At 63.2% G+C, this 18,997-nt stretch carries 15 protein-coding genes and 1 tRNA gene; 8 read left to right on the top strand and 8 right to left on the bottom strand.

The window, feature by feature from the left end:
• Positions 1-42: 42 nt before the first annotated feature.
• Positions 43-3,204: an adenylate/guanylate cyclase domain-containing protein gene (locus tag GGC64_RS14855; RefSeq protein WP_192723258.1), complete on the top strand. Its 3,162-nt coding sequence runs from the start codon at positions 43-45 to the stop codon at positions 3,202-3,204.
• Between the two features lie 596 nt (positions 3,205-3,800).
• Here GGC64_RS14855 and GGC64_RS14850 read toward each other — a convergent pair.
• The 3 genes from GGC64_RS14850 to GGC64_RS14840 are packed head-to-tail and all read right to left on the bottom strand — an operon-like array spanning position 3,801 to position 6,803.
• The gene (locus tag GGC64_RS14850) at positions 3,801-5,120 is read right to left on the bottom strand and encodes a sugar ABC transporter substrate-binding protein (protein ID WP_370582111.1); all 1,320 of its coding nucleotides are present in this window, start codon (positions 5,118-5,120) and stop codon (positions 3,801-3,803) included.
• Positions 5,117-5,944, bottom strand: coding sequence for a carbohydrate ABC transporter permease (locus GGC64_RS14845; RefSeq protein ID WP_192723257.1), 828 nt, complete (start codon positions 5,942-5,944; stop codon positions 5,117-5,119). The genes GGC64_RS14850 and GGC64_RS14845 overlap by 4 nt, the downstream gene beginning before the upstream one ends.
• A complete protein-coding gene (locus GGC64_RS14840) occupies positions 5,931-6,803 on the bottom strand; it encodes a carbohydrate ABC transporter permease (protein ID WP_192723256.1) in 873 nt (290 codons plus the stop codon). Before GGC64_RS14840 ends, GGC64_RS14845 begins: the two co-directional genes overlap by 14 nt.
• Positions 6,804-6,848: 45 nt before the next feature.
• On the opposite strand from GGC64_RS14840, the gene GGC64_RS14835 reads away from it, so the two are divergent.
• From GGC64_RS14835 to GGC64_RS14825, 3 genes are read left to right on the top strand one after another with little or no spacing between them, the layout of a single operon-like run.
• Positions 6,849-8,366, top strand: a complete 1,518-nt coding sequence (locus GGC64_RS14835) for a TldD/PmbA family protein (RefSeq protein ID WP_192723255.1) — start codon at positions 6,849-6,851, stop codon at positions 8,364-8,366.
• The gene (locus tag GGC64_RS14830) at positions 8,363-9,736 is read left to right on the top strand and encodes a TldD/PmbA family protein (protein ID WP_192723254.1); all 1,374 of its coding nucleotides are present in this window, start codon (positions 8,363-8,365) and stop codon (positions 9,734-9,736) included. The genes GGC64_RS14835 and GGC64_RS14830 overlap by 4 nt, the downstream gene beginning before the upstream one ends.
• 7 nt (positions 9,737-9,743) lie before the next feature.
• Entirely contained in the window at positions 9,744-10,586 is an 843-nt protein-coding gene (locus tag GGC64_RS14825) for a carboxymuconolactone decarboxylase family protein (protein ID WP_192723253.1), read from the top strand.
• Positions 10,587-10,659: 73 nt separating this feature from the next.
• Here the strand turns inward: GGC64_RS14825 and GGC64_RS35300 are convergent, their stop codons facing one another.
• Positions 10,660-10,956: a J domain-containing protein gene (locus GGC64_RS35300; RefSeq protein ID WP_192723252.1), complete on the bottom strand. Its 297-nt coding sequence runs from the start codon at positions 10,954-10,956 to the stop codon at positions 10,660-10,662.
• A 463-nt stretch (positions 10,957-11,419) separates the two neighbouring features.
• Here GGC64_RS35300 and GGC64_RS14815 point away from each other — a divergent pair.
• Positions 11,420-11,493 (top strand) — tRNA-Ile (locus tag GGC64_RS14815).
• 375 nt (positions 11,494-11,868) lie between these two features.
• Here the strand turns inward: GGC64_RS14815 and GGC64_RS14810 are convergent.
• The 3 genes from GGC64_RS14810 to GGC64_RS14800 are packed head-to-tail and all read right to left on the bottom strand — an operon-like array spanning position 11,869 to position 14,179.
• Positions 11,869-12,540: a hypothetical protein gene (locus tag GGC64_RS14810; RefSeq protein WP_225951745.1), complete on the bottom strand. Its 672-nt coding sequence runs from the start codon at positions 12,538-12,540 to the stop codon at positions 11,869-11,871.
• A complete protein-coding gene (locus GGC64_RS14805) occupies positions 12,537-14,051 on the bottom strand; it encodes a hypothetical protein (RefSeq protein WP_192723251.1) in 1,515 nt (504 codons plus the stop codon). The genes GGC64_RS14810 and GGC64_RS14805 overlap by 4 nt, the downstream gene beginning before the upstream one ends.
• Positions 14,033-14,179, bottom strand: a complete 147-nt coding sequence (locus GGC64_RS14800) for a hypothetical protein (protein WP_192723250.1) — start codon at positions 14,177-14,179, stop codon at positions 14,033-14,035. The genes GGC64_RS14805 and GGC64_RS14800 overlap by 19 nt, the downstream gene beginning before the upstream one ends.
• 557 nt (positions 14,180-14,736) lie before the next feature.
• On the opposite strand from GGC64_RS14800, the gene GGC64_RS14795 reads away from it, so the two are divergent.
• Together GGC64_RS14795 and GGC64_RS14790 are read left to right on the top strand one after the other, a co-directional pair.
• A complete protein-coding gene (locus GGC64_RS14795; protein ID WP_192723249.1) occupies positions 14,737-15,519 on the top strand; it encodes a nucleotidyltransferase domain-containing protein in 783 nt (260 codons plus the stop codon).
• Complete coding sequence (locus GGC64_RS14790; protein ID WP_192723248.1) at positions 15,516-16,133, top strand: metallophosphoesterase; 618 nt, start codon at positions 15,516-15,518, stop codon at positions 16,131-16,133. Before GGC64_RS14795 ends, GGC64_RS14790 begins: the two co-directional genes overlap by 4 nt.
• A 19-nt stretch (positions 16,134-16,152) precedes the next feature.
• Here GGC64_RS14790 and GGC64_RS14785 read toward each other — a convergent pair whose 3' ends face one another.
• Positions 16,153-17,586, bottom strand: coding sequence for a lipopolysaccharide assembly protein LapB (locus GGC64_RS14785; RefSeq protein ID WP_192723247.1), 1,434 nt, complete (start codon positions 17,584-17,586; stop codon positions 16,153-16,155).
• A gap of 670 nt (positions 17,587-18,256) precedes the next feature.
• Here GGC64_RS14785 and GGC64_RS14780 point away from each other — a divergent pair.
• Positions 18,257-18,973, top strand: coding sequence for an RsiV family protein (locus GGC64_RS14780; RefSeq protein WP_192723246.1), 717 nt, complete (start codon positions 18,257-18,259; stop codon positions 18,971-18,973).
• The last annotated feature ends 24 nt before the right edge of the window (positions 18,974-18,997 follow it).

Here is an 18,997-nt window from a genome sequence, read left to right as displayed (position 1 = left end):
TGGCCAAGCGGTCTGTGCGGACCGTGCAACAGCGGGGGACGGATGGCGACGGCAGCGACCGTATGCGACTCGTGTGGCACCGAACCGCGGGCTGGTGCTCGGTTCTGTGATTCCTGTGGTGCGCCGATCGGCGCGGCGCCCGACCCCGCTGAGTTCAAGCAAGTCACGGTGCTGTTCGCCGACGTCGTAGGTTCGATGGGCATCGCGGCCCTCGTCGGACCCGAGCGCTTGCGAGAGATCATGGCGGAGTTGGTGGATGGCGCTGCCGCGGCCGTGGAGCACTACGGCGGTACGGTGCAGGGCTTCACCGGCGATGGGATCATGGCGCTGTTCGGCGCACCGGTCGCGTTGGAGGATCACGCGTTACGCGCTTGCCGTGCGGCACTCGAGCTGCAGCAGACTGTGCAACGCCAAGCGGTCGATGTGCATGCCCGCGACGGCCTGACACTGCAATTGCGTGTCGGCCTGAATTCCGGTCAGGTGGTCGCTGGTGAAATGACTTCGAGCGCCGCGGGATACACCGCGATCGGCGAACAAGTCGGCATGGCCCAGCGGATGGAGTCCGTCGCACGGCCCGGCGGGGTGATGCTCAGTCAGTCCACCGCAAAGCTCGTCGAAGCGGCAGCTGACTTGGGTGAACCGGAGCTCGTGCGGGTCAAGGGCCGCGACGCGGGCGTACCGGCCCGTCAACTCCTGGCGGTCCATTCCGGACGTCCCGAGCCTCGCCGGTGGCAGTCGACGTTCGTCGGGCGCCAGCGTGAGATCGACAGCATCACCGAGGCCATCGAACAGGCGAGAGGTGGACGTGGGCAGGTGGTCCGCGTCGTCGGGCCTCCGGGCATCGGCAAGAGCAGGTTCGTCGGCGAATCGACCGCGTTGGCGCGCAGCGGGGCTGATGTGCACGTGGCGTACTGCGAAGCGCATGCCGAAGACATCGCGTTTCATGCCGTTGCGAATCTGCTGCGCACAGCATGCGGATTGATTGACCTGCCCGATGTTGTTGCCCGACAAGAGATTCGGTCCCAGTTCCGTGGCGCCGACGAAGACGACCTTCTTCTTCTTGACGATCTGCTGGGGGTCGCGGACCGGGAATCGGCGATGCCGGACATCGACCCTGATGCCCGTCGGCGACGGCTGACCGCGCTGCTGACCAACGCCTTGCAGTCGCGCCCGCGTCCGACGATCTACGTGATCGAAGACGCCCACTGGATCGATGAGGTCAGCGAATCGATGCTGGCGGACGTGCTCACGGCGATACCGCGTTCGCAGTCGATGGCGATCGTCTCCTATCGACCCGAATACCGCGGCGCGCTCACGCAGACAGCCGGAGCAACGCAAATAACACTTGCCCCGCTGGAACTTTCGCAGGCAAGCGCGTTGACGGCTGAGTTGCTGGGCTTCGACGCGTCCATCGTTCAGGTGGGAGCGCTGATCACGGAGCGGGCCGCCGGAAACCCGTTTTTCGCCGAAGAGATCGCGCGGGACTTGGCGGACCGTGGCGTGCTGATCGGCAGTCGCGGCCACTACGTCTGCCACGGCGATGTGGCCGCCATCGATGTTCCGGCGACGCTGCAAGCGACAATCGCCGCTCGCATCGATCGCCTGGGACCGATGGCCAAACGGACGCTGCGGGCGGCAGCGGTGGTGGGCTCGCGATTCACCGCAGACCTGCTGGTGAGCTTGGGCGTCGACCCGGCAGTTGCCGAATTGGTCGATGCGGAGCTGATCGACGAAGTGCTCGCCGGGCCGCAACCGGAGTACGCGTTCCGGCATCCCTTGATCCGGACCGTGGCCTACGAGTCACAGCTGAGGGCGGATCGGTCAGACTTACACCGCCGACTCGCCGCGGTGATCGAACAGCGCGATGCGGGCGCCATCGAGGCGAATGCGGCCTTGATCGCCGAGCACTCGGAAGCGGCCGGTGATCTACTGCCTGCATATGGGTGGCACATGCGTGCGGCAGGATGGCTGGCGACCCGCGACATCGCGGCCGCTCGTATCAGCTGGCGGCGAGCCAGCAGTGTCGCCGACCGGTTGCCCGATGACACCGCCGATATCACCGCGATGCGCATCGCTCCGCGAACCCTGCTGAGCGCCTCGGCTTTTCGAGTCGGCGGAAGGGTCGCGGACTCGGGATTCGATGAACTACGCGACCTGACCGGGATGTCAGACGACAAGCGGTCATTGTCCATGGGCATGTCCGGCTTTGTAATGGCGTTGACGGTTCATTCCCGCCATCGGGAGTCATCAGAGCTCGCATCCGAATGCATGGCGTTGTTCGAGTCGATCGGCGATCCCGCACTGACCGTCGGCTTGTCGTTCCCTCTCATCCTTGCGAAGTACGAGGCAGGTGAATTGACAGAGGCGCTCGAAATGGCCCAGCGCGCTATCGATCTCACTGATGGTGATCCAACGATGGGCAACCTGATCTTCGGCTCGCCGCTTTCGTTGTTGCTCGCGATCCGCGGCACCCTGCGCTACCGCATCGGGACGGCCGGCTGGCGCGACGATGCTGACCGTGCGGTCGAGATGGCCCGCGCCAACGATCCGTCCTGCTTGGTGTTCGCGGTCATGTACAAGTATCTGGGCATCGCCTCGGGTGCGTTGCTGCCCGACGACACGGCCCTGCGGGAGACGGCCGAAGCGCTACGGTTGGCAGAGGATTCGAGCGACGACTTCGCGTTGACCGCTGCACGATTCGTCCGGGGTGTCACGTTGATATTTCTCGAAGGTGCGGATCGCGACGCCGGTCTGGATCTGCTGCGACAGACCCGTGAGGCATGCCTCCGCGAGCGGTTCAGCACCACCACACTGCCGTACATCGATGGTGTGTTCGTGAAGGAGATGGCCGCAGGCGGTGACCTCGATGGCGCAATCGAGTCAGCGCGAGCAATCCTTGCACGCCTATCCGACTCAGGAGAGATGATGAGCCGTGCCGGAGCGGCGGCGACGCTCGTCGAACTCCTGCTGACTCGCGGTGGCCCTGCAGACTTTCGAGAAGTGCACCGCGTCCTGGATTCGGTCGCCGAACTGCGCAGTCCGCGTTACGCACTCGATCAGATGGTGTCGTCTCTCGTCCACGCGTTCGTGGCGCAAGCCGAGGGCGACGAGACGGCGTATCGGAACTACGCCGAACGCTTCCGAACCATGGCGACTTCACTACGGGCGGAGGGCTTCATGGCGTTGGCGCAAGCGTTGGCGTGACCCCGCGCCGATCAGGACTGCACTTTTGCTGTCGAGTTCCCGCGGCGCAGTTGCCACAGGCCTATAGTCGGCCGAATCGGGGGCAAGCACACTCTGTGCCAAGTCAAGGAGGGACATGAGGCACATACAAATTGCGATGGCAGCCCTGTCCTTGAGCGCGATCGCAGCGGCGTTGGTAATCGTTGTGATCACGTCGGCTCCACGCGTCGAAGACGTATGGGACCTCAAAGCGTGTGCGAAGGGCGCGGCGAGCGATCAAACCAGATGCTGCGATGTCATTGACGGCGTTCTCCAGGACAACGGCGGTCTCGGTAAGTGCGTGGCGCCACCGCCTGATCCCGGCCCGCCGGGGTCGCAGCACGATTTGTCAGACATCGGTTCGGAAACACTCACTCCGTCTCCCTTACGAACTCATGATCCGTCCGGCATCGGAACCGAGACCTTTACGCAGTCCCCGACATCGACACCGGTACCAACGCCGATGCCGTCGCCTGCCACCACACAAGCACCGCCGACGAATCCTTGTATGAATCCACTGGTGCCCGTTTGCGCGAACTGATCGACGGGCGCGGTATGCCCTGCTCAGGGCACCTCACTCAGCGATCAGCTGCCGCGTTGGCCGCTCGTTGTGCCGCGGACAGGCTGGCCGAGACCTCCGCGCGGCCGAGGAACATCTCGTCGAAGTACGGTTTAAGCGCATCGAATCCGGCGGCGAATCCGGCGCCGCCTGGCGCAGGGATGCGAGGACCGTTGAGCACCTTGAAGAACGGGGCCACGTCGACACCGCGTGACGCCCAATACTTGTGGTAAACCGGCTGCGCAGAAAGCACTGCTGGAATCGCTGAGCCCTTCGCCCCGAGATATTCGTTGCCGCGCCGACTGCCCATCCATGCGAGGACCTCGCGCACCGCATCGGGGTGCTTGGTGGCTGAATTGCCCGCGGCGGCAATGCCGTTGGTGACGCTGACGCGACCCGTCGGCCCCGACGGCATCATAGCCACCCCCCACCGAAACGGCGCCTGGTTCGCGATCGCCGCGAGGTTGTAGGTGCCCGACTGGAACAACGCCATCCGCCCCTGCAGGAACTGATTGCGGGAGAAGTCGCCGTTGTCGTTGGTGTCCGACGCGGGCGGGGCGACATGATCGGTGTTGATCAGCCGCACCAGGTATTCGAACGCCTCGGCAGCTTGCGGGTTGTCGAACGCGAACCGGTCGCCGATCGAGAACACACCACCGGCCGACCCGATGTAGTTGAGGTAGATGCCCTGGAGGTCGTTGGCGGCGTTGTAGCCCCACTGACGTATCCGCGTGGCATCGAAACCCGGTGTGCCCGCGGCGTGCCCGTCGGCGTCGAACGTCAGCCGGGCCAGCAGCGGCCGCAGCGTGTCGTCGCCGTCGGGCGACCAGTGCAGTGTCAACAGCTCGTGTAGGTCCACACCTGCGGCGTCCAGCAGGTCGGCGTTGAAGTACAGCGCGATACCCGCGTCGGTCAACTGCGGCACCGCCCACAGCACACCGTTGCGGGTGAACTGGTCGACCACCGATGGTTCCCATGCGGGTGAACGGTCGATCCGCATCAGCCTGCCGCTGTCTGCGTATGCCGCGAGATAGGCGTTGGACAACCACAAGATGTCGTCGGCGCCGCCGCCGGCGACATCGGTGCGCAGGGTGTCGAAGTAGCTCGAGTAGGCGACGACGTTGACCCGCACCTCGATGTCGGGATGCTCGCGCGTGAACTCGGCGAACGAATCCCGATACGCAGCGGCGACCTGCTCATCCCACAACCGCACCGTCACAACGGTCCGTGCGCCCCGGTCGTCGGACCGCCCCAGCAGCATCGCCGCGACGAGCAGGAGGGCCATCGTTGCAGCCACGCCGGCGAGCACAAGTGTGGAAGTGCGTGGCCGGGCGGTCATTTCAGTCCGGTCACCACGATCGAGCGGACGATGTGACGGCCCAGCGCGACGAACAACACGATCAGCGGCACGACCGCCACCGTCGTCGCCGCCATCACCAACGTCCACTGCGCGTTATAGCGGGACTGCAGGCCCGCCGTAGCCACCGTCAACACCTGCCACTTGCTTCCGCTGGTGATGACCAGCGGCCACATGAAGTTGTTCCATTGACTGACGCACGTGATCAGTGCGAGCGTCACCAGGATCGGCCGACTGGCCGGCACCACCACATGCACGATGACGTCCAGCGTGTTGGCCCCGTCGATGCGGGCAGCGTTGATCAGCTCGGCGGGGATCGTGCGGAAGTACTCGCGCAACAGGAAGATGGCGTACGGCGAGCCGAACATGAACGGCAACACCAACGCCCAGAACGTGTTCCGCAGGCCGGCTTCGGCCATCATCAGATACAACGGGACAACGGTCACGGTGGCCGGCACCATCAGCGTCGCGATATATACCCAAAACAGCGCGTCGCGGCCCGGAAACTCCAGTCGTGCAAAGGCATACGCCGCCAGCACCGAGAAAGTCATCTGCCCCAACAGAATGACGGCGGTCATCAATGCGGTAACCAGGAGCGCTCGCCCGAATCCCGCGTCGGCGAGTCCGGTGTAGTTCTCCAGGGTCGGCGGGTTCGGCCGCGACAGCGGTGAACCGGTGTTGAATTGTCGCGCCGAGGTGACCGACGTCAGCAGCCCCAATGCGAACGGCGCCAACGTGATCACCGCCCCCACCGCCAACCCGGCGTAGATGACGGCGGCCGAGATCGTCCGGCTAGGTGAGGTCATAGGTGATCCGTCGCCGGAAGTAGAGGTGCTGGGCGATCGTCACACCGACCAGCAGCACGAACAGCACCACTGCCATCACCGCTGCGCGTCCGACCGCCGCCGCGCCGAACGCCTCGGCGTAGATGCGGTGGGCCACCAGATCGGTGCGGCCTTGCGGACCGCCGCGCGTCAACGCGTACACCGTGTCGAAGACCTGGGCCGCGCTGATGATCCCGGTGACCGTGACGAAGAACAACGTCGGCCGCAGCATCGGCAGCGTGATGCGGCGGAACCGCTGCCACGCGGTCGCGCCGTCGGTGCGGGCCGCGTTGTGGATGTCGTCGGGGATGTTGAGTATGCCGGCCAGGAAGAACAGCGTCACGTAGCCGACATTGGTCCAGATCACCACGGCGGACACGACGGGCAGCGCGAGACCCGGATCGGTCAGCCATTCGATCTGGTGGCCGAGCAGTGTGCTGACCGCACCGTCGGTTGGCGCCAGGATCCACCGCCACAGCACGGCGATGGCCAGCGGTGCGCAGATCCACGGCAGCACGTACAACGTGCGGAAGAACCCCGAGCCGGGCAGCCCGCGCGCCAGCATGGCCGCGGCGATGAGGCCGAGCACCGTCTGTCCCGGCACCACAATCGCGATGAACGCCAGCGTCACGAGCAGCGAGGTCGAAAACGACGAATCGGTCAGCACCGACTCCCAATTGTCCAGTCCGACATAGCGAATCGGGCCGAGGAGATCCCAGCGGTGCAGGCTCAGCCACACCACCACCAGCATCGGCAACAGCAAGAACGTCACCACGCCGAACAGGCTGGGGGCAAGTAGCGCGTAGCCCAACGCCGTCGACCGGACACGGTTGGCTGCCACCGAGCCATTAAAGCGCCACCTGTGGCCTGCCACTACGGTAGTGGCGTGACAGCAGCGCGCCGTGTCGATGCCGAGTTCCTCGCGTTGCCGAGGCATCAGCTTGCCGACGCCGCGTTGTCCGCTGCGATGGCTGCCGGCGCGAGCTACGCCGACCTGCGCATTCACGCCATCACCACCGAGATCGTGCAGCTGCGCGACGCCGAACTCGAAACCGCGGTGGTCAACCACGAGATCGGCCTTGCCGTCCGGGTCATCGTCAATGGCACGTGGGGCTTCGCCTCGCACGCCGAGCTGGATGCTGACGTCGCAGCCGAGACCGCGCGGCGCGCTGTACAGGTGGCGACGACGCTCGCGCCGCTGAACGCAGAGACGATCGAGCTGGCCGCCGAGCCGGTCTACTCCGACGTCACCTGGGTTTCGGACTATCTGGTCGACCCGTTTGCCGTCGGCGTCGCCGACAAGATCGCGGTGCTGGGTGAGTACTCGGGTCGGCTGCTGGCCGCCGAAGGCGTCGACCACGTGTCGGCGGTGCTCTATGCGGCCAAGGAGCAGACGTTCTACGCCGACACATTCGGCTCGTCGACCACCCAGCAGCGGGTCCGCGTGCAGCCGACACTGGATGCGATCACGGTAGACGCGGCAGCGGGCACGTTCGAGTCGATGCGCACGCTCGCGCCGCCGACAGCCCGCGGCTGGGAGTACGTGGCCGGCGACGAAATCTGGAACTGGACCGACGAGCTGGCGCAGCTGCCGTCGCTGCTTGCCGAGAAGGCCAAGGCCCCGTCGGTGACCGCCGGCCCGACCGACCTGGTGATCGATCCCTCCAACCTGTGGCTGACCATTCACGAATCGATCGGGCACGCCACCGAATACGACAGGGCCATCGGCTACGAAGCCGCCTACGCGGGCACCTCATTCGCCACCCCGGACAAGCTCGACACAATGCGCTACGGCTCGCCGGTGATGAACGTGACCGCCGACCGGACGGTCGAATACGGTCTGGCCACAATCGGTTTCGACGACGAGGGGGTGCGGACGCAGAGCTGGGATCTGGTGCGTGACGGCATCTTTGTCGGCTACCAGCTCGACCGGGTGTTCGCCCCGCGACTGGGGCTGCCACGGTCCAACGGCTGTTCGTATGCCGATTCGCCGCACCACGTGCCGATCCAACGGATGGCCAACGTGTCGTTGCAGCCGGCTGCCGACGACGTGACGACCGATGACCTGATCGCGCGTGTCGAGGACGGCATTTACATCGTCGGCGACAAGAGTTGGTCAATCGACATGCAGCGGTATAACTTTCAGTTCACCGGACAGCGGTTCTTCCGGATTCGGGACGGCCGTCTCGACGGCCAGTTGCGCGACGTCGCGTATCAGGCGACCACCACGGACTTCTGGGGCGCGATGGAAGCCGTTGGTGGACCGTCGACCTGGCGGCTCGGCGGCGCGTTCAACTGCGGTAAAGCGCAACCGGGTCAGGTGGCGGCGGTCAGCCACGGCTGCCCATCGACGTTGTTCCGGGGCATCAACGTGCTCAACACGCTTGCCGAGGGCGGCCGATGATCGGGGCGCAGCAGGTCATCGACACTGCACTGGCCAAGGCGGCGCGACTGGGTAAGGCCGACGAGACGATTGTGCTGGTCACTGATCGCGCTGACGCGGCGCTGCGCTGGGCAGGCAACTCGATGACCACCAATGGGGAGTCTGTCAGCCGGACGACCACCGTGATTTCGATTGTGCGCAAAGGAGATACGGCCCAGGTCGGCTCGGTGCGCTCCAGCGATGTGGATCCAGCCGCGATCGCAGACCTGGTAGCGGCCTCACAGCAGACCGCCGTGTCCGCGCCGGAGGCCCGCGATAGTGCACCCGCGCTGTCGGGTACCGATACTCCGGGTGACTGGGATGCGCCGGTGCCTGGCACGGGTGCGCAGGTGTTCTCGGGCATCGCGGGTCCGCTGGCGCAAGGCTTTCGGGGCACGGATCGGTTGTACGGGTATGCCCGGCACGTCGTGGAGACGACATTCGTCGCAACGTCCGGCGGTTTGCGACGGCGATACACGCAACCGACGGGCTCGGTGGAGATCAATGCCAAGCGTGGCGGTGCGAGTGCCTGGGCTGGGGTGAGCACGCCGAATTATGTTGATGTGCAGGTTGAGTCGCTACTTGATCAGTTGTCGACGCAGCTCGGTTGGGCCGAGCGAACGGTCGAACTGCCCGCGGGGCGATACGAGACCATCATGCCGCCGTCGACGGTGGCCGACATGATGATCTACCTGGCGTGGTCCATGGATGGCCTCGGTGCGCAGGAAGGGCGCACGGCGTTGTCGGCGCCAGGCGGCGGCACGCGAGTGGGGGAGAAGCTGACCGATTTGCCGCTGACGTTGTATTCGGATCCGTCCGCTGCCCGGCTGGAATGCACCCCGTTCGTCGCGACGGCGGCCTCATCGGAGCGGATGTCGGTGTTCGACAACGGCATGGACATCGGCCGGGTGGATTGGATCCGCGACGGCACGATCAACGCGTTGGCCTACCCGCGGGCGGCGGCGGCTGAATACGACGCGCCGGTGGTGGCACCCGCCAGCAACCTGCTGATGACGGGCGGGTCGGCGAGCCTGGCGGACATGATCGCGGGCACCGAGCGCGGATTGCTGCTGACCACGCTGTGGTACATCCGCACGGTGGACCCGACGGTGCTGCTGCTGACGGGGCTGACCCGCGACGGCGTGTATCTGATCGAGGACGGCGAGGTGACCGCGGCCGTCAACAACTTCCGGTTCAACGAAAGTCCGTTGGACCTGCTGCGCCGGGCCACGGAGGCGGGCGTCAGCGAAGTGACGCTGCCACGCGAATGGGGCGATTGGGCGACGCGGGCGGCGATGCCGTCCCTGCGGATCCCTGACTTTCACATGTCCTCGGTGAGCCAGGCGCAATAATCCATGCGTGGCTGACGAAGCGATTCCCGAGCGGCTGGCCGGCTTGGTGGCGATGTCATCGGGTGATACTCGGCTCGACACGCTGATCCGGCTGACGTGTGGAAGGGCGTTGTCGTTGCCTCCGTTGCCGTCGGAGGTCGACCTGCTTGATGGTAAGTCCGGCAGCGAAGCGGTGGTGGTGGCGTTCGCCGAACAATTCACCGTCGACGTCGCGGGCATCGGCAAACACCAACGCGCGCAGTTTGTTTCAACGCTGGGCAAGGACGCGTTCCGAGTCACGGTCGCGACGTTCATCGCGGACTTCGTCCCCCGGGTGTGGGCGGGTCTCGAAGCGCTCGGCATGGGCAAGCCGGGCAACGGGGGAATTCCGGATTGGGACCACGACGCCGATCCGATCGGGGCGCTGCTGAACGACTTCGCGCCGGCGGTGGCGCGGCTGCAGGCACTGGATCCGGTGACGACCGAGGTGGTGCGGCTGCGTGGCGCCGCGCAGCACAACTGCAGGCTGTGCAAGTCGCGTCGCGAGGGCAATGCATTGGATGCCGGGGGATCGGAGTCGTTGTACGGCGACATCGAGAACTTCGAGACCTCGGAGCAGCTGTCGACCCGGCAGAAGGCGGCGCTGCGGTATGTGGACGCGCTGATATGGACACCGTCGCGCATTTCGAGGTCGGTGGTAGCAGGGGTGCGCGAGCACTTCACCGAGGAGGAGGCGTTCGAGCTGACGCTCGACGTCATGCGCAATGCCTGCAACAAGATCATGGTCGCGCTGGGAGCGGATGCGGCGCAGGTGGCCGAGGGGACCGAGCTGTTCCGGGTCGACGCGGACGGGCAGACGGTCGTCGGTTAACTGCGGCGAACTCAGTCCGAGAGCCGCTTGACGCCGAATCGAACGTGAAGCCCCGGGATGCGGAGGCTACCGGTCAGCTTCGATCTACTCGTGGTTTCCGCCGGTACACGCGGAGCACGTGTCCTGTGCTGGGCGACAGAGTCGGCACTTGCTTGTGAGCGGTCGTAGCGTGCCCGGCGCTCAGCGTCGCGAAGCAGGTCGTAGGCCGCCACGACCCGTCGAAGTGGCTCATCGGCGAACTGCTCTGCCTGCAGATTGCGGGTCTGGCGTCGGGATGATGAATCCGAACTTGCCTGAGGTAGGCACGTCGAATCTCGTCCGCGGTTGCCGTTGCACGCACCCCCAGGACGGCGTACGGATCGATTTCCATCCGCGGATCCACCTCTCGCGTCAGGGCTTAACGCCCCGAAGGTCGAAGTTCTGGTGCCGCGTTGGTTGCTGCCGATGCCTGATCAGGTATGGCGTTGGGCACGGCTGATGCCTGATCAGTAGCGGCTGCCGTTGCTCTCTCCGGCGCCGCTTTAGCCGCCGCGAGCACCAACTGCCTGCGTTTGAACCACAGCCAGATCGTCGCTCCTATCGCACCGACAGCAAACAGTATCGCGCCTACCAAAACGGGAAACGGATTGCGCATGTGGTGCCTCCTATTGGACCGGCAAAGCGCACCGGGGTCTTGGGTCGCTTCGCTCCCGCAGGGCTACCCCACTGGCGTCCGAATTAACCATCCCGTTGATTTCCGTGACAGGTGTCTTGACGCACCTCGCTCACATGTTCGGCGGGGTACGCCGCCGTTCTCGGCGTATGCGACCATGATTGCCGCGAAACTGTGAATAGGGGCGGTAGCTCAGTCGGTTAGAGCCGCGGACTCATAATCCGTTGGTCGCGGGTTCGAGCCCCGCCCGCCCCACTTCAGAGGCCATTTTTGGGCGACGATCTTGATCAGTCACCGTTTATTCACCGCTTTTAGCGACTGTCCGGTCGAGCCGAACATCGGCCCGCGCTCAGTGGCGTGAGTAGTAGCTGCCTGTAGCGGTCAGCTCGGACCCGCTGAAACGGCCGCCGAATTCAAGACATTGCCGCAGGTCACACCGGTCTGAGGGGCAAGCCATCCCAGACCGGTCGTTCACACGGGCGACGCCCTGTGAACGAGGATGATTCCAACCTGAATAGATGTTAATCTAGTTGCGAGCAAGGAACCGGCCCTCGGGGTTTTCTCTTGACAGCTGGTCTGGCCCCTGATGACAGCTACGGCACCCAGGGGTTGCTCTATTTCTGGGCCGGATTACGGCATCGGATCGACGAAGTGCACCATCGGGCGGATCAGCGAAAACAGCGAATCGTCTCTGTGGGTGACCGTTCTCCTGTACGCGGACGACACCAAGTCCGGCAGCCACAACAGATGCTCAAACTTCGGTGATGTCAAAACCGCCTGCATCGACCGGTGGATAAGACCCTCGCCGCGCATCGCCGCAATGTTCTTACGGTCCAGGGTGCTCAGATTCCGCGGGTTGCGTTCCTCTAACACCATCAAGTCGACCTGGCCCCGCAACGGTGCAGCTCCAGCTGACAGCGTGGACGCCAAGCCCCGCATGCATTCGCGCCGCGCCGCCTCTAGATTTTCGTCGTCATTTGCGACGCGGGTGTGGTGAGAAATCACGCAGATCTCGTCGCCTTCGCCCAAGAACTCCAGCATTCCGGAGGCCTTCTTGCGGCCGTCCTCGGTGAGCAGTTCGTCGGTCGTGTGCCAGAACGTGCCACCAGCCACCGCTCGCAGCTCATCGCGCAGCACCTCCATCTCGGTGCGCTCTACCAGCACTGCGGTGAATACATAGAACCTGCCGGCGCCGTGTTCACCGTGCTCAAACGTCTCGTCGAGATAGGCAACCGCCCCCGCGGTGTTGGCGTACGCCTTTTCCAGCACTGGATTGGACGGCCGCCCCGATGACCTCGTCAACCCCACACCGCCGCGGCCGCACTCACCGGTGCGTCGACATCGGCAGCCTTGCCCAGCCTTTTGAGCTTGCGGCGCAGGTTTTCACCGTCGGCCGGCGCGAGGCCGCACGACACCGCGGCGTCAGCCCACGTACGTTTCTCCTCGGCTTTCATCCGCAGAATCCTGCGCTCACGCTCATCGAGCCTGTCAATAATCCACAGCAACCGAGGATCGCTGATGTCGTCCATGTTCGGCAGCGGGGGAGACGCCGGTACCACGTCAACCAGCGTCAAGGTCGCATCCGGTTCATCGGTGATACTCACCGTTCGGTCCAGCGCGTCCACCCGCCGACCAATCAGTTGCGTATCACCGATGAACCGGAAGTTCCGGTGCTCATCGATGGTCAACTTCCGAATCCGGGGGCACAATTTCTCGTCGGCTTCCAACCCGATCGGAAGCCAGGCCGCTTCCTCCAACAACACCGACGAGGCGGCGTCGACCAAGGTGGGCGGCGTGCGCTTGAACCCCAACCACTGGCGCAGGAACAGCACGATCGCCTCCACATCCCCGCGCAGCACAGCGCGGCGGGCCCGCAGCGCCGCCATCAACGCCTGCCAGCCCCACGCCAGGCCATGATCAGCCAGCGCCGAAAACGACTGCAACACCTTGGCAATGGATTCCTCCGGCGAACGCCACACGCCGTCCATCCACGACTGATGCCCAGCTGCACCCATCCATGACGTCACACCAGTCAGGTACTCGGTCGAGAAAAAGCGCCCAGGACCCCATTGCGGGTCGCCCAGCATCTTGTCGGCGAAACCGGACATGACCTCCGACAGCCCCGACAGCACCGAGTTTGCCGACGGCACGAACGAGCTCGCCAGATCCGGTACCTGCGACTGCAGCCCCTCCAACATCGACCCCACGCTGCTCTTGCCGAACATGTCGTGCGTCAGTGATCCCGGACCGTTGCCCAGGGTCTCCCGGGCCCGAGCGGCCACCTCGGCCGTCATCTGTGCCATTGGGCTCGGCCCAGTGTTGAACTTCTCCCAGATCGGGGTCGGGGGCACCAGATCCGTCAGCTTCGGCCCCGCCTGCAGCTCTTGCCAGGCCTCCCTGGCGCGGGCCGCCGCTTCCGCTATCGGGCTGGGCCCAGAGTGCAGCTCACCCAAGACCCCGCCAGCGCCTGTACCGAATAGGTCGTGTGTCAATGAACCGGGCCGCCCGATGTCCAGGGCTTCCCGGGCGCGGGCAACCGCTTCGGCGGCCATCTGCACCGGACTGGGCCCCCCGTGCAGCTCATGCCACGGCATCCCCGCGTTTTTGGCCCACAGATTCGTCAGATTCACACCAGTGGTCGCCCCCGGCAGTTGCGACAAGTACTCGCTGCCGATCAAGTTCGACACACCGAGCCCCGACTCACGACCGGCACGGGTCACCATGTCCATGACCGAGTGCAATGCAGGCGAACCGGCTAGCCGATTATCGGCCTGGAAGTGGTTGGCGAAGCCAGTCAGCGCGTCATCAGGCATCCATGACCGGCAGCCATCATCGCCTGGCCCGCCGCCGAACCCACTGCGGGCAGCCGCGGTACCGAGTCCTCGGGATCGCCCGCCGGCTCGCCGTCAGGCTCCTCGCCGCTAGTGTGATCTACTTCCATGAGACGCCTCCTCATCGCGTCGATGCCCCGCTCCATACGGGACCTCTAGACACAGGCCGCCTCAAACGCCGAAAACGACAACACTGTGACGCACATCACAGTCGACCGGCTTACCGCCACGTCGCAACCCGCAACACTCTCCCCGGTGACACGGCCTTCACTCACAGTCTCCCAGCAGATACGACAAGTTCCGCGCTCACCGACCGAACAATGTCATCGCTCGTTCAAGCGTTTCGCACCTACGTCAACAGACGCCCGTGCAGATACAGTCAGCTGGCGCTGCACTTGGACAGTGTCAGCGAATTCGACGGGAGAGGAACGGCTGACGCCGCAGAACCGGGCCGACCGCTTCCAAGAGGTGCTGTACCAACAGCTGAAGTTGCGCAGCAGGTCATCAGTCGAACGCGATCGAACGGGCGGACACCAAAACCCCGTTGTGCCGAGGGTGTTCCAAGACAGGCAAACATAGCCCGGCAATCCTTGGACCATGCGAACACCGACATAGGCTCCGATATTGTGGGTTTTGGCTGAGCAACAAGGATGCCCGGAGGAGCGGATTGCAGCGAGATGCCATCTTGGAGGCGTTCCGCGGATTGGGCATTCCCGACGAAGTTCTACACGATGTCCCTGACCTTCCAGCCGGTGTGCAAGGGCTTTTGGTATATGGAAGTCGAGCCCGCGGAGATTCTGTCGAGGGATCCGACTTGGATCTGCTCGCCCTTTCCGAGCGAATGTTGCCAAGCACTTATTCAGGCCTCGTAAATGTCAGCTTTTACACGGTCGATCAGTTGAAGTCAGGGGTCGGTACGCTTTTCGGCGCGCACTTACGGCGCGATGCGAGGATAATTTGGGATCCGACAGGACGCCTGCAAGAGCTAGTGAATGGGCTGGGTGAGGTCGACACAGCACGTCTTTTCAGCCGGGTCAAGAACATGGCGAAGGTTTTCGGTGCTCTGGACGCTGATTTACCGAAATACCTGCGCGGTCTCCTGCGCGAAGCCCGCTACCTTTTGCGAAGCAGCCTCTACGCGCAGGCGATTGCCGCCGGCCACCCCTGCTTCTCGGTACGCGAGATTGCAGTGCGACATGACGATCCGTCGTTAGTCTCCCTGTTGGCATCCAGACATGTTGAACCACCTCAAGTGGCAGACCTGCGCGAATGCCTTATCCGTCTTGAGCAAATCCTTGGTGAGTTGCCCTCGAATCCCCATGGCTCCCTTGAGGCACTCATCGTCAATGAGTGGGACCACGGAGGCGATCTCTTGGCGATTGGTTTTATGGCCCTTGGTCTCGTTGGCGCGGATACCGGTTACGCGGAAGTAGATAAGATACTTCTATGAGTCCGACGTCGATCGCATTTGTCGGTGACATACATGGAAATGCTGATGCCCTTCGTGGTTTGATGACCGTCATTGAGAACATAGGTGTCGATAAGACGGTTTTCCTTGGAGATTATCTTAATAAAGGTCCCGATTCGGCTGGTGTTATCGAGCTTTTGCTTAATGAATCAATGCGACGTTCCATGGTGCTGCTAAAGGGAAACCACGAGAAGGTTCTATTGGAAGCGTTGGACACCGAAAACTTGACGCATTTTCTCAAGATTGGAGGCGCAAAAACGATCCACTCATATTTGCGACGGCCGGTCGGGCCTGATGTTTTGGCCGAATTGCGGTCGCGAATCCCTGCAGCGCATGTTGATTTCATTCGGCACATGCCGGACAGGTTTGAGTATGCGAATGTGGTGGCTTCGCACATACCTCTGTCCGAGTCGGGCCTCGAGGGTCGCTACTCAGTGTCCGCTCACGTCTCGGTGGGCACAGTGCCATTAATCGATAGGGACGGGGCCCGAATCGATACCGGTTGTGGATCATTCGCAGATGGTCGGCTAACAGCGTTTGTATGGCCGTCGCTGACGTATTTCCAGGTGAATACTGACGGCACGCCCGTCCACTAGCGATGCGTTATTCGCGAATTCAGTTACCGATCTGATCGAGTAGCCAGCGCGCTCGATCTTGACCGTACTTATTTCCCATGGCTTTGTTGAGTTCTAGACAGTTCTGGGCGTGGAATTTAGCTTTGTCGTTCCGACCGGAAGACCGACAACACTGAGCAGCCACCAGATGTGCGATTGCTTCGCCTTGTCTATTGCCAATCTGCTGATTTATCGCGACGGCCCGTTCCGCGTTTTCGATCGCCTCCGTAGCTCTCCCCAATCTCAGCAAAGTTTGGGCGACCAGGATTTCTGCGTTCGCACGCAGAGTGTCAGGCGGCACTTCTCGTAGCCCAATTAGCGCCTTTTTTGCAAATTCCTCTGCAACCACATGTTCGCCGGCCCTCCCATGGACGCGCGCTATGTTGACCAACGACTGAGAGATTTCGACAGTGTCGCCCTGCTGGTTGCGAAGTTCGTGCGCGGTTTCGAATTCCTTCAATGCTGAGTCATAGTCCTTCGTGGCCAGGTAAGCAATCCCAAGGTCATCGAGTATGCGGGACTTGACCCTCGTGGAGAACGGGTCGCTATCCACAAGGAGCGTCAGAGCATGCTGCAAGCGGCCAATTGCGCCGATTTCGTCGCCCTGCCGGCGCAGTATGCGGGCGTCAGCGGAAAATGCTTCAGCAGCCAAAGCTGAGTGCAGAACGCCTGGCCCGGTCGCGAAGTAGTCGATTGCGCGCTGAATCACCAATCGTGCGTCGTCAAGATCGCCTCGGCGTTCGAGAAACTTCGCATACGCAAGTTGTTCTGGCGGTCCGCCGATTGCCGCGGCCTCTTTCAATTTGGCTCCACCTGTACCCGGCTGACCGAGTTCGACCAGCTTCTCGCCATCGCGACGCAGGTTTGCTGCCCGAAGGATGTCCTTACCAGAAGTTGGAAGAAGTTCGACGTGTCGGGCTGTTTTCCTAGCTGTGGCGGTGGCCGCCCACCCTTCGAGGCGGTCAGCGATCTTGGACTTCAAGTCGCGAAGGTCGGAGGGGACTTCGTACATCATTGCGTGAGTGCCCGCCATTTGGTCCCGGAGCAACTTGATTCGCGGATCGGGCGATGCGGCGGGCAAAAACGCCACCCACACATCCCGCATTGGCTGTTCAGGCCGACCAAGCTCCAAAAGGCCGGTGAATAGCTCCTCCTCGGTGCCGGACGTAAAGCCCCACGGGCTCCCTGGTTCGCTTCCCCACGATTCTTTGAACATCGTTATCAGGTAGTGAGACTCACCGATTAATTCGTTGATTGCCTCTTGGGGCCGCCGAGCGGTGCCACGAACGCTTTCCCAACCCACCATCTTGAATTTGACGCCAGTCGCCCCCTGTCGCGAGTTGTGTTCATCGATGCAGGTTGAAATCAGCGTTCGCTCCGTGGTGACGTCGCCGGGCGTGGCGACAAAAACGTAGAGAGGAAGGGCGTCTGGCATAGGCGCACATTACCTTCGTGACCTACGATGGCGGCCAATGATGCGGTGTTAGATCCGGCCTCCAGTCGCTTACTGCCGCGCCGCTCGTAGTTTCCGGCACGCGCCGCCTTCATCGCGCTGCGCAACGAAGCGGACCCTTCGCCGTCGAGCGCGGTGCGCAGCAGGCACCGCTGTTCGGTGAAAGTGATCAACGGTTAAAGCCTCATCCGCCAATTGGCTGAGGCATCCCAGGTCTCGCGAAGGGATTGTCCGTTCCGCGCGCGACTGAGTTGCCGCTTATTCGGCGAGAATGATCCGGATTCGGTCGGAATCAGTCGGTACTTCCGAATCGGGAGAGAATGCTAACTCCGTTGGGAAGCAAGCAAATTAGAGAACGCGTCGGTGCTCGCACGCATCGCCGTTCCGTAATCCGTTGGTCGCGGGTTCGAGCCCCGCCCGCCCCACTTCAGAGGTGTATTGCCTCGGTTGATGCTTGGCGTTGGGTCTTCGGTTGATGGCTGACAGTGTTTCGGCTGATGCTTTACACCTGCTTCGGTTGATCTTGACACTCCCGGAATGTATTGCCTCGGCTGATCCTCAAAGAATCTTCCAAGCCGTCCGCCGCAAAGTGGTCCCACGCACAAAATCGACGCCGCGTCACGACGCCGGCATGCGACCAAGAAGGGACCCAATGAGCACCAGCAGGATCATGAAGCTTGCACTGATCGCCACGGCGACGCTTGCGGCAACGATCGGTCTGGCCGGCATCGCGCACGCAGACGACGGAAGCGGCTCTACGTCGCCGAACGGTGGCTACAACGCGACATCCCGCAATGCCTCAGGAACCGACGGCACCGTCACCTACGACGTCACCATGCCCGCCGTCACCGGCCCCAACCAGGCTGTCGTCGACGCGTTCAACAACACCGTCGACGCCTCCTTCCGCCAGCAGATCACCACATTGCAGAACGACTCCATGCCAGCCGAATGGACCCTCACCACCAACCAGAACCAACAGGCAGTGTGGTTGGGCAACAACACCGTTAGCGGCTTGTGGGTCACAAGGGTGGACACTGCCCACGAAGCGCACGGTAGCTACCACGTGGCGACCTTTGTCATCAACAAGACCACGGCTCAGCCAGTGATGCTCGCCGATGTATTCGGTGACTTCGGTTCGGCGTTGCAACGGCTTTCGCAAAACGCGACCACCCAGCTGTCTGCCAAGTTGGGTGACGGTTTCAGACCAGACGGGGTCGCCCCCGCGGCCGAAAACTTCGCAAACTGGGTTCCCACCAGCAACGGCATCGAACTCCATTTCGATGACTACCAAGTGGGCCCGCACGGCCTCGTAGCGATCACCGTGCCCTGGGCCGTCTTCGATGGCATCCCCATAAACAATGTCCCCTAGGTGGTTGTGTGGCAATCGTTTTCG

It is taken from the genome of Mycobacterium sp. OAS707, from assembly GCF_014873705.1.
Taxonomy (GTDB): domain Bacteria; phylum Actinomycetota; class Actinomycetes; order Mycobacteriales; family Mycobacteriaceae; genus Mycobacterium.
This window is presented reverse-complemented; position numbering and strand designations above follow the sequence as displayed.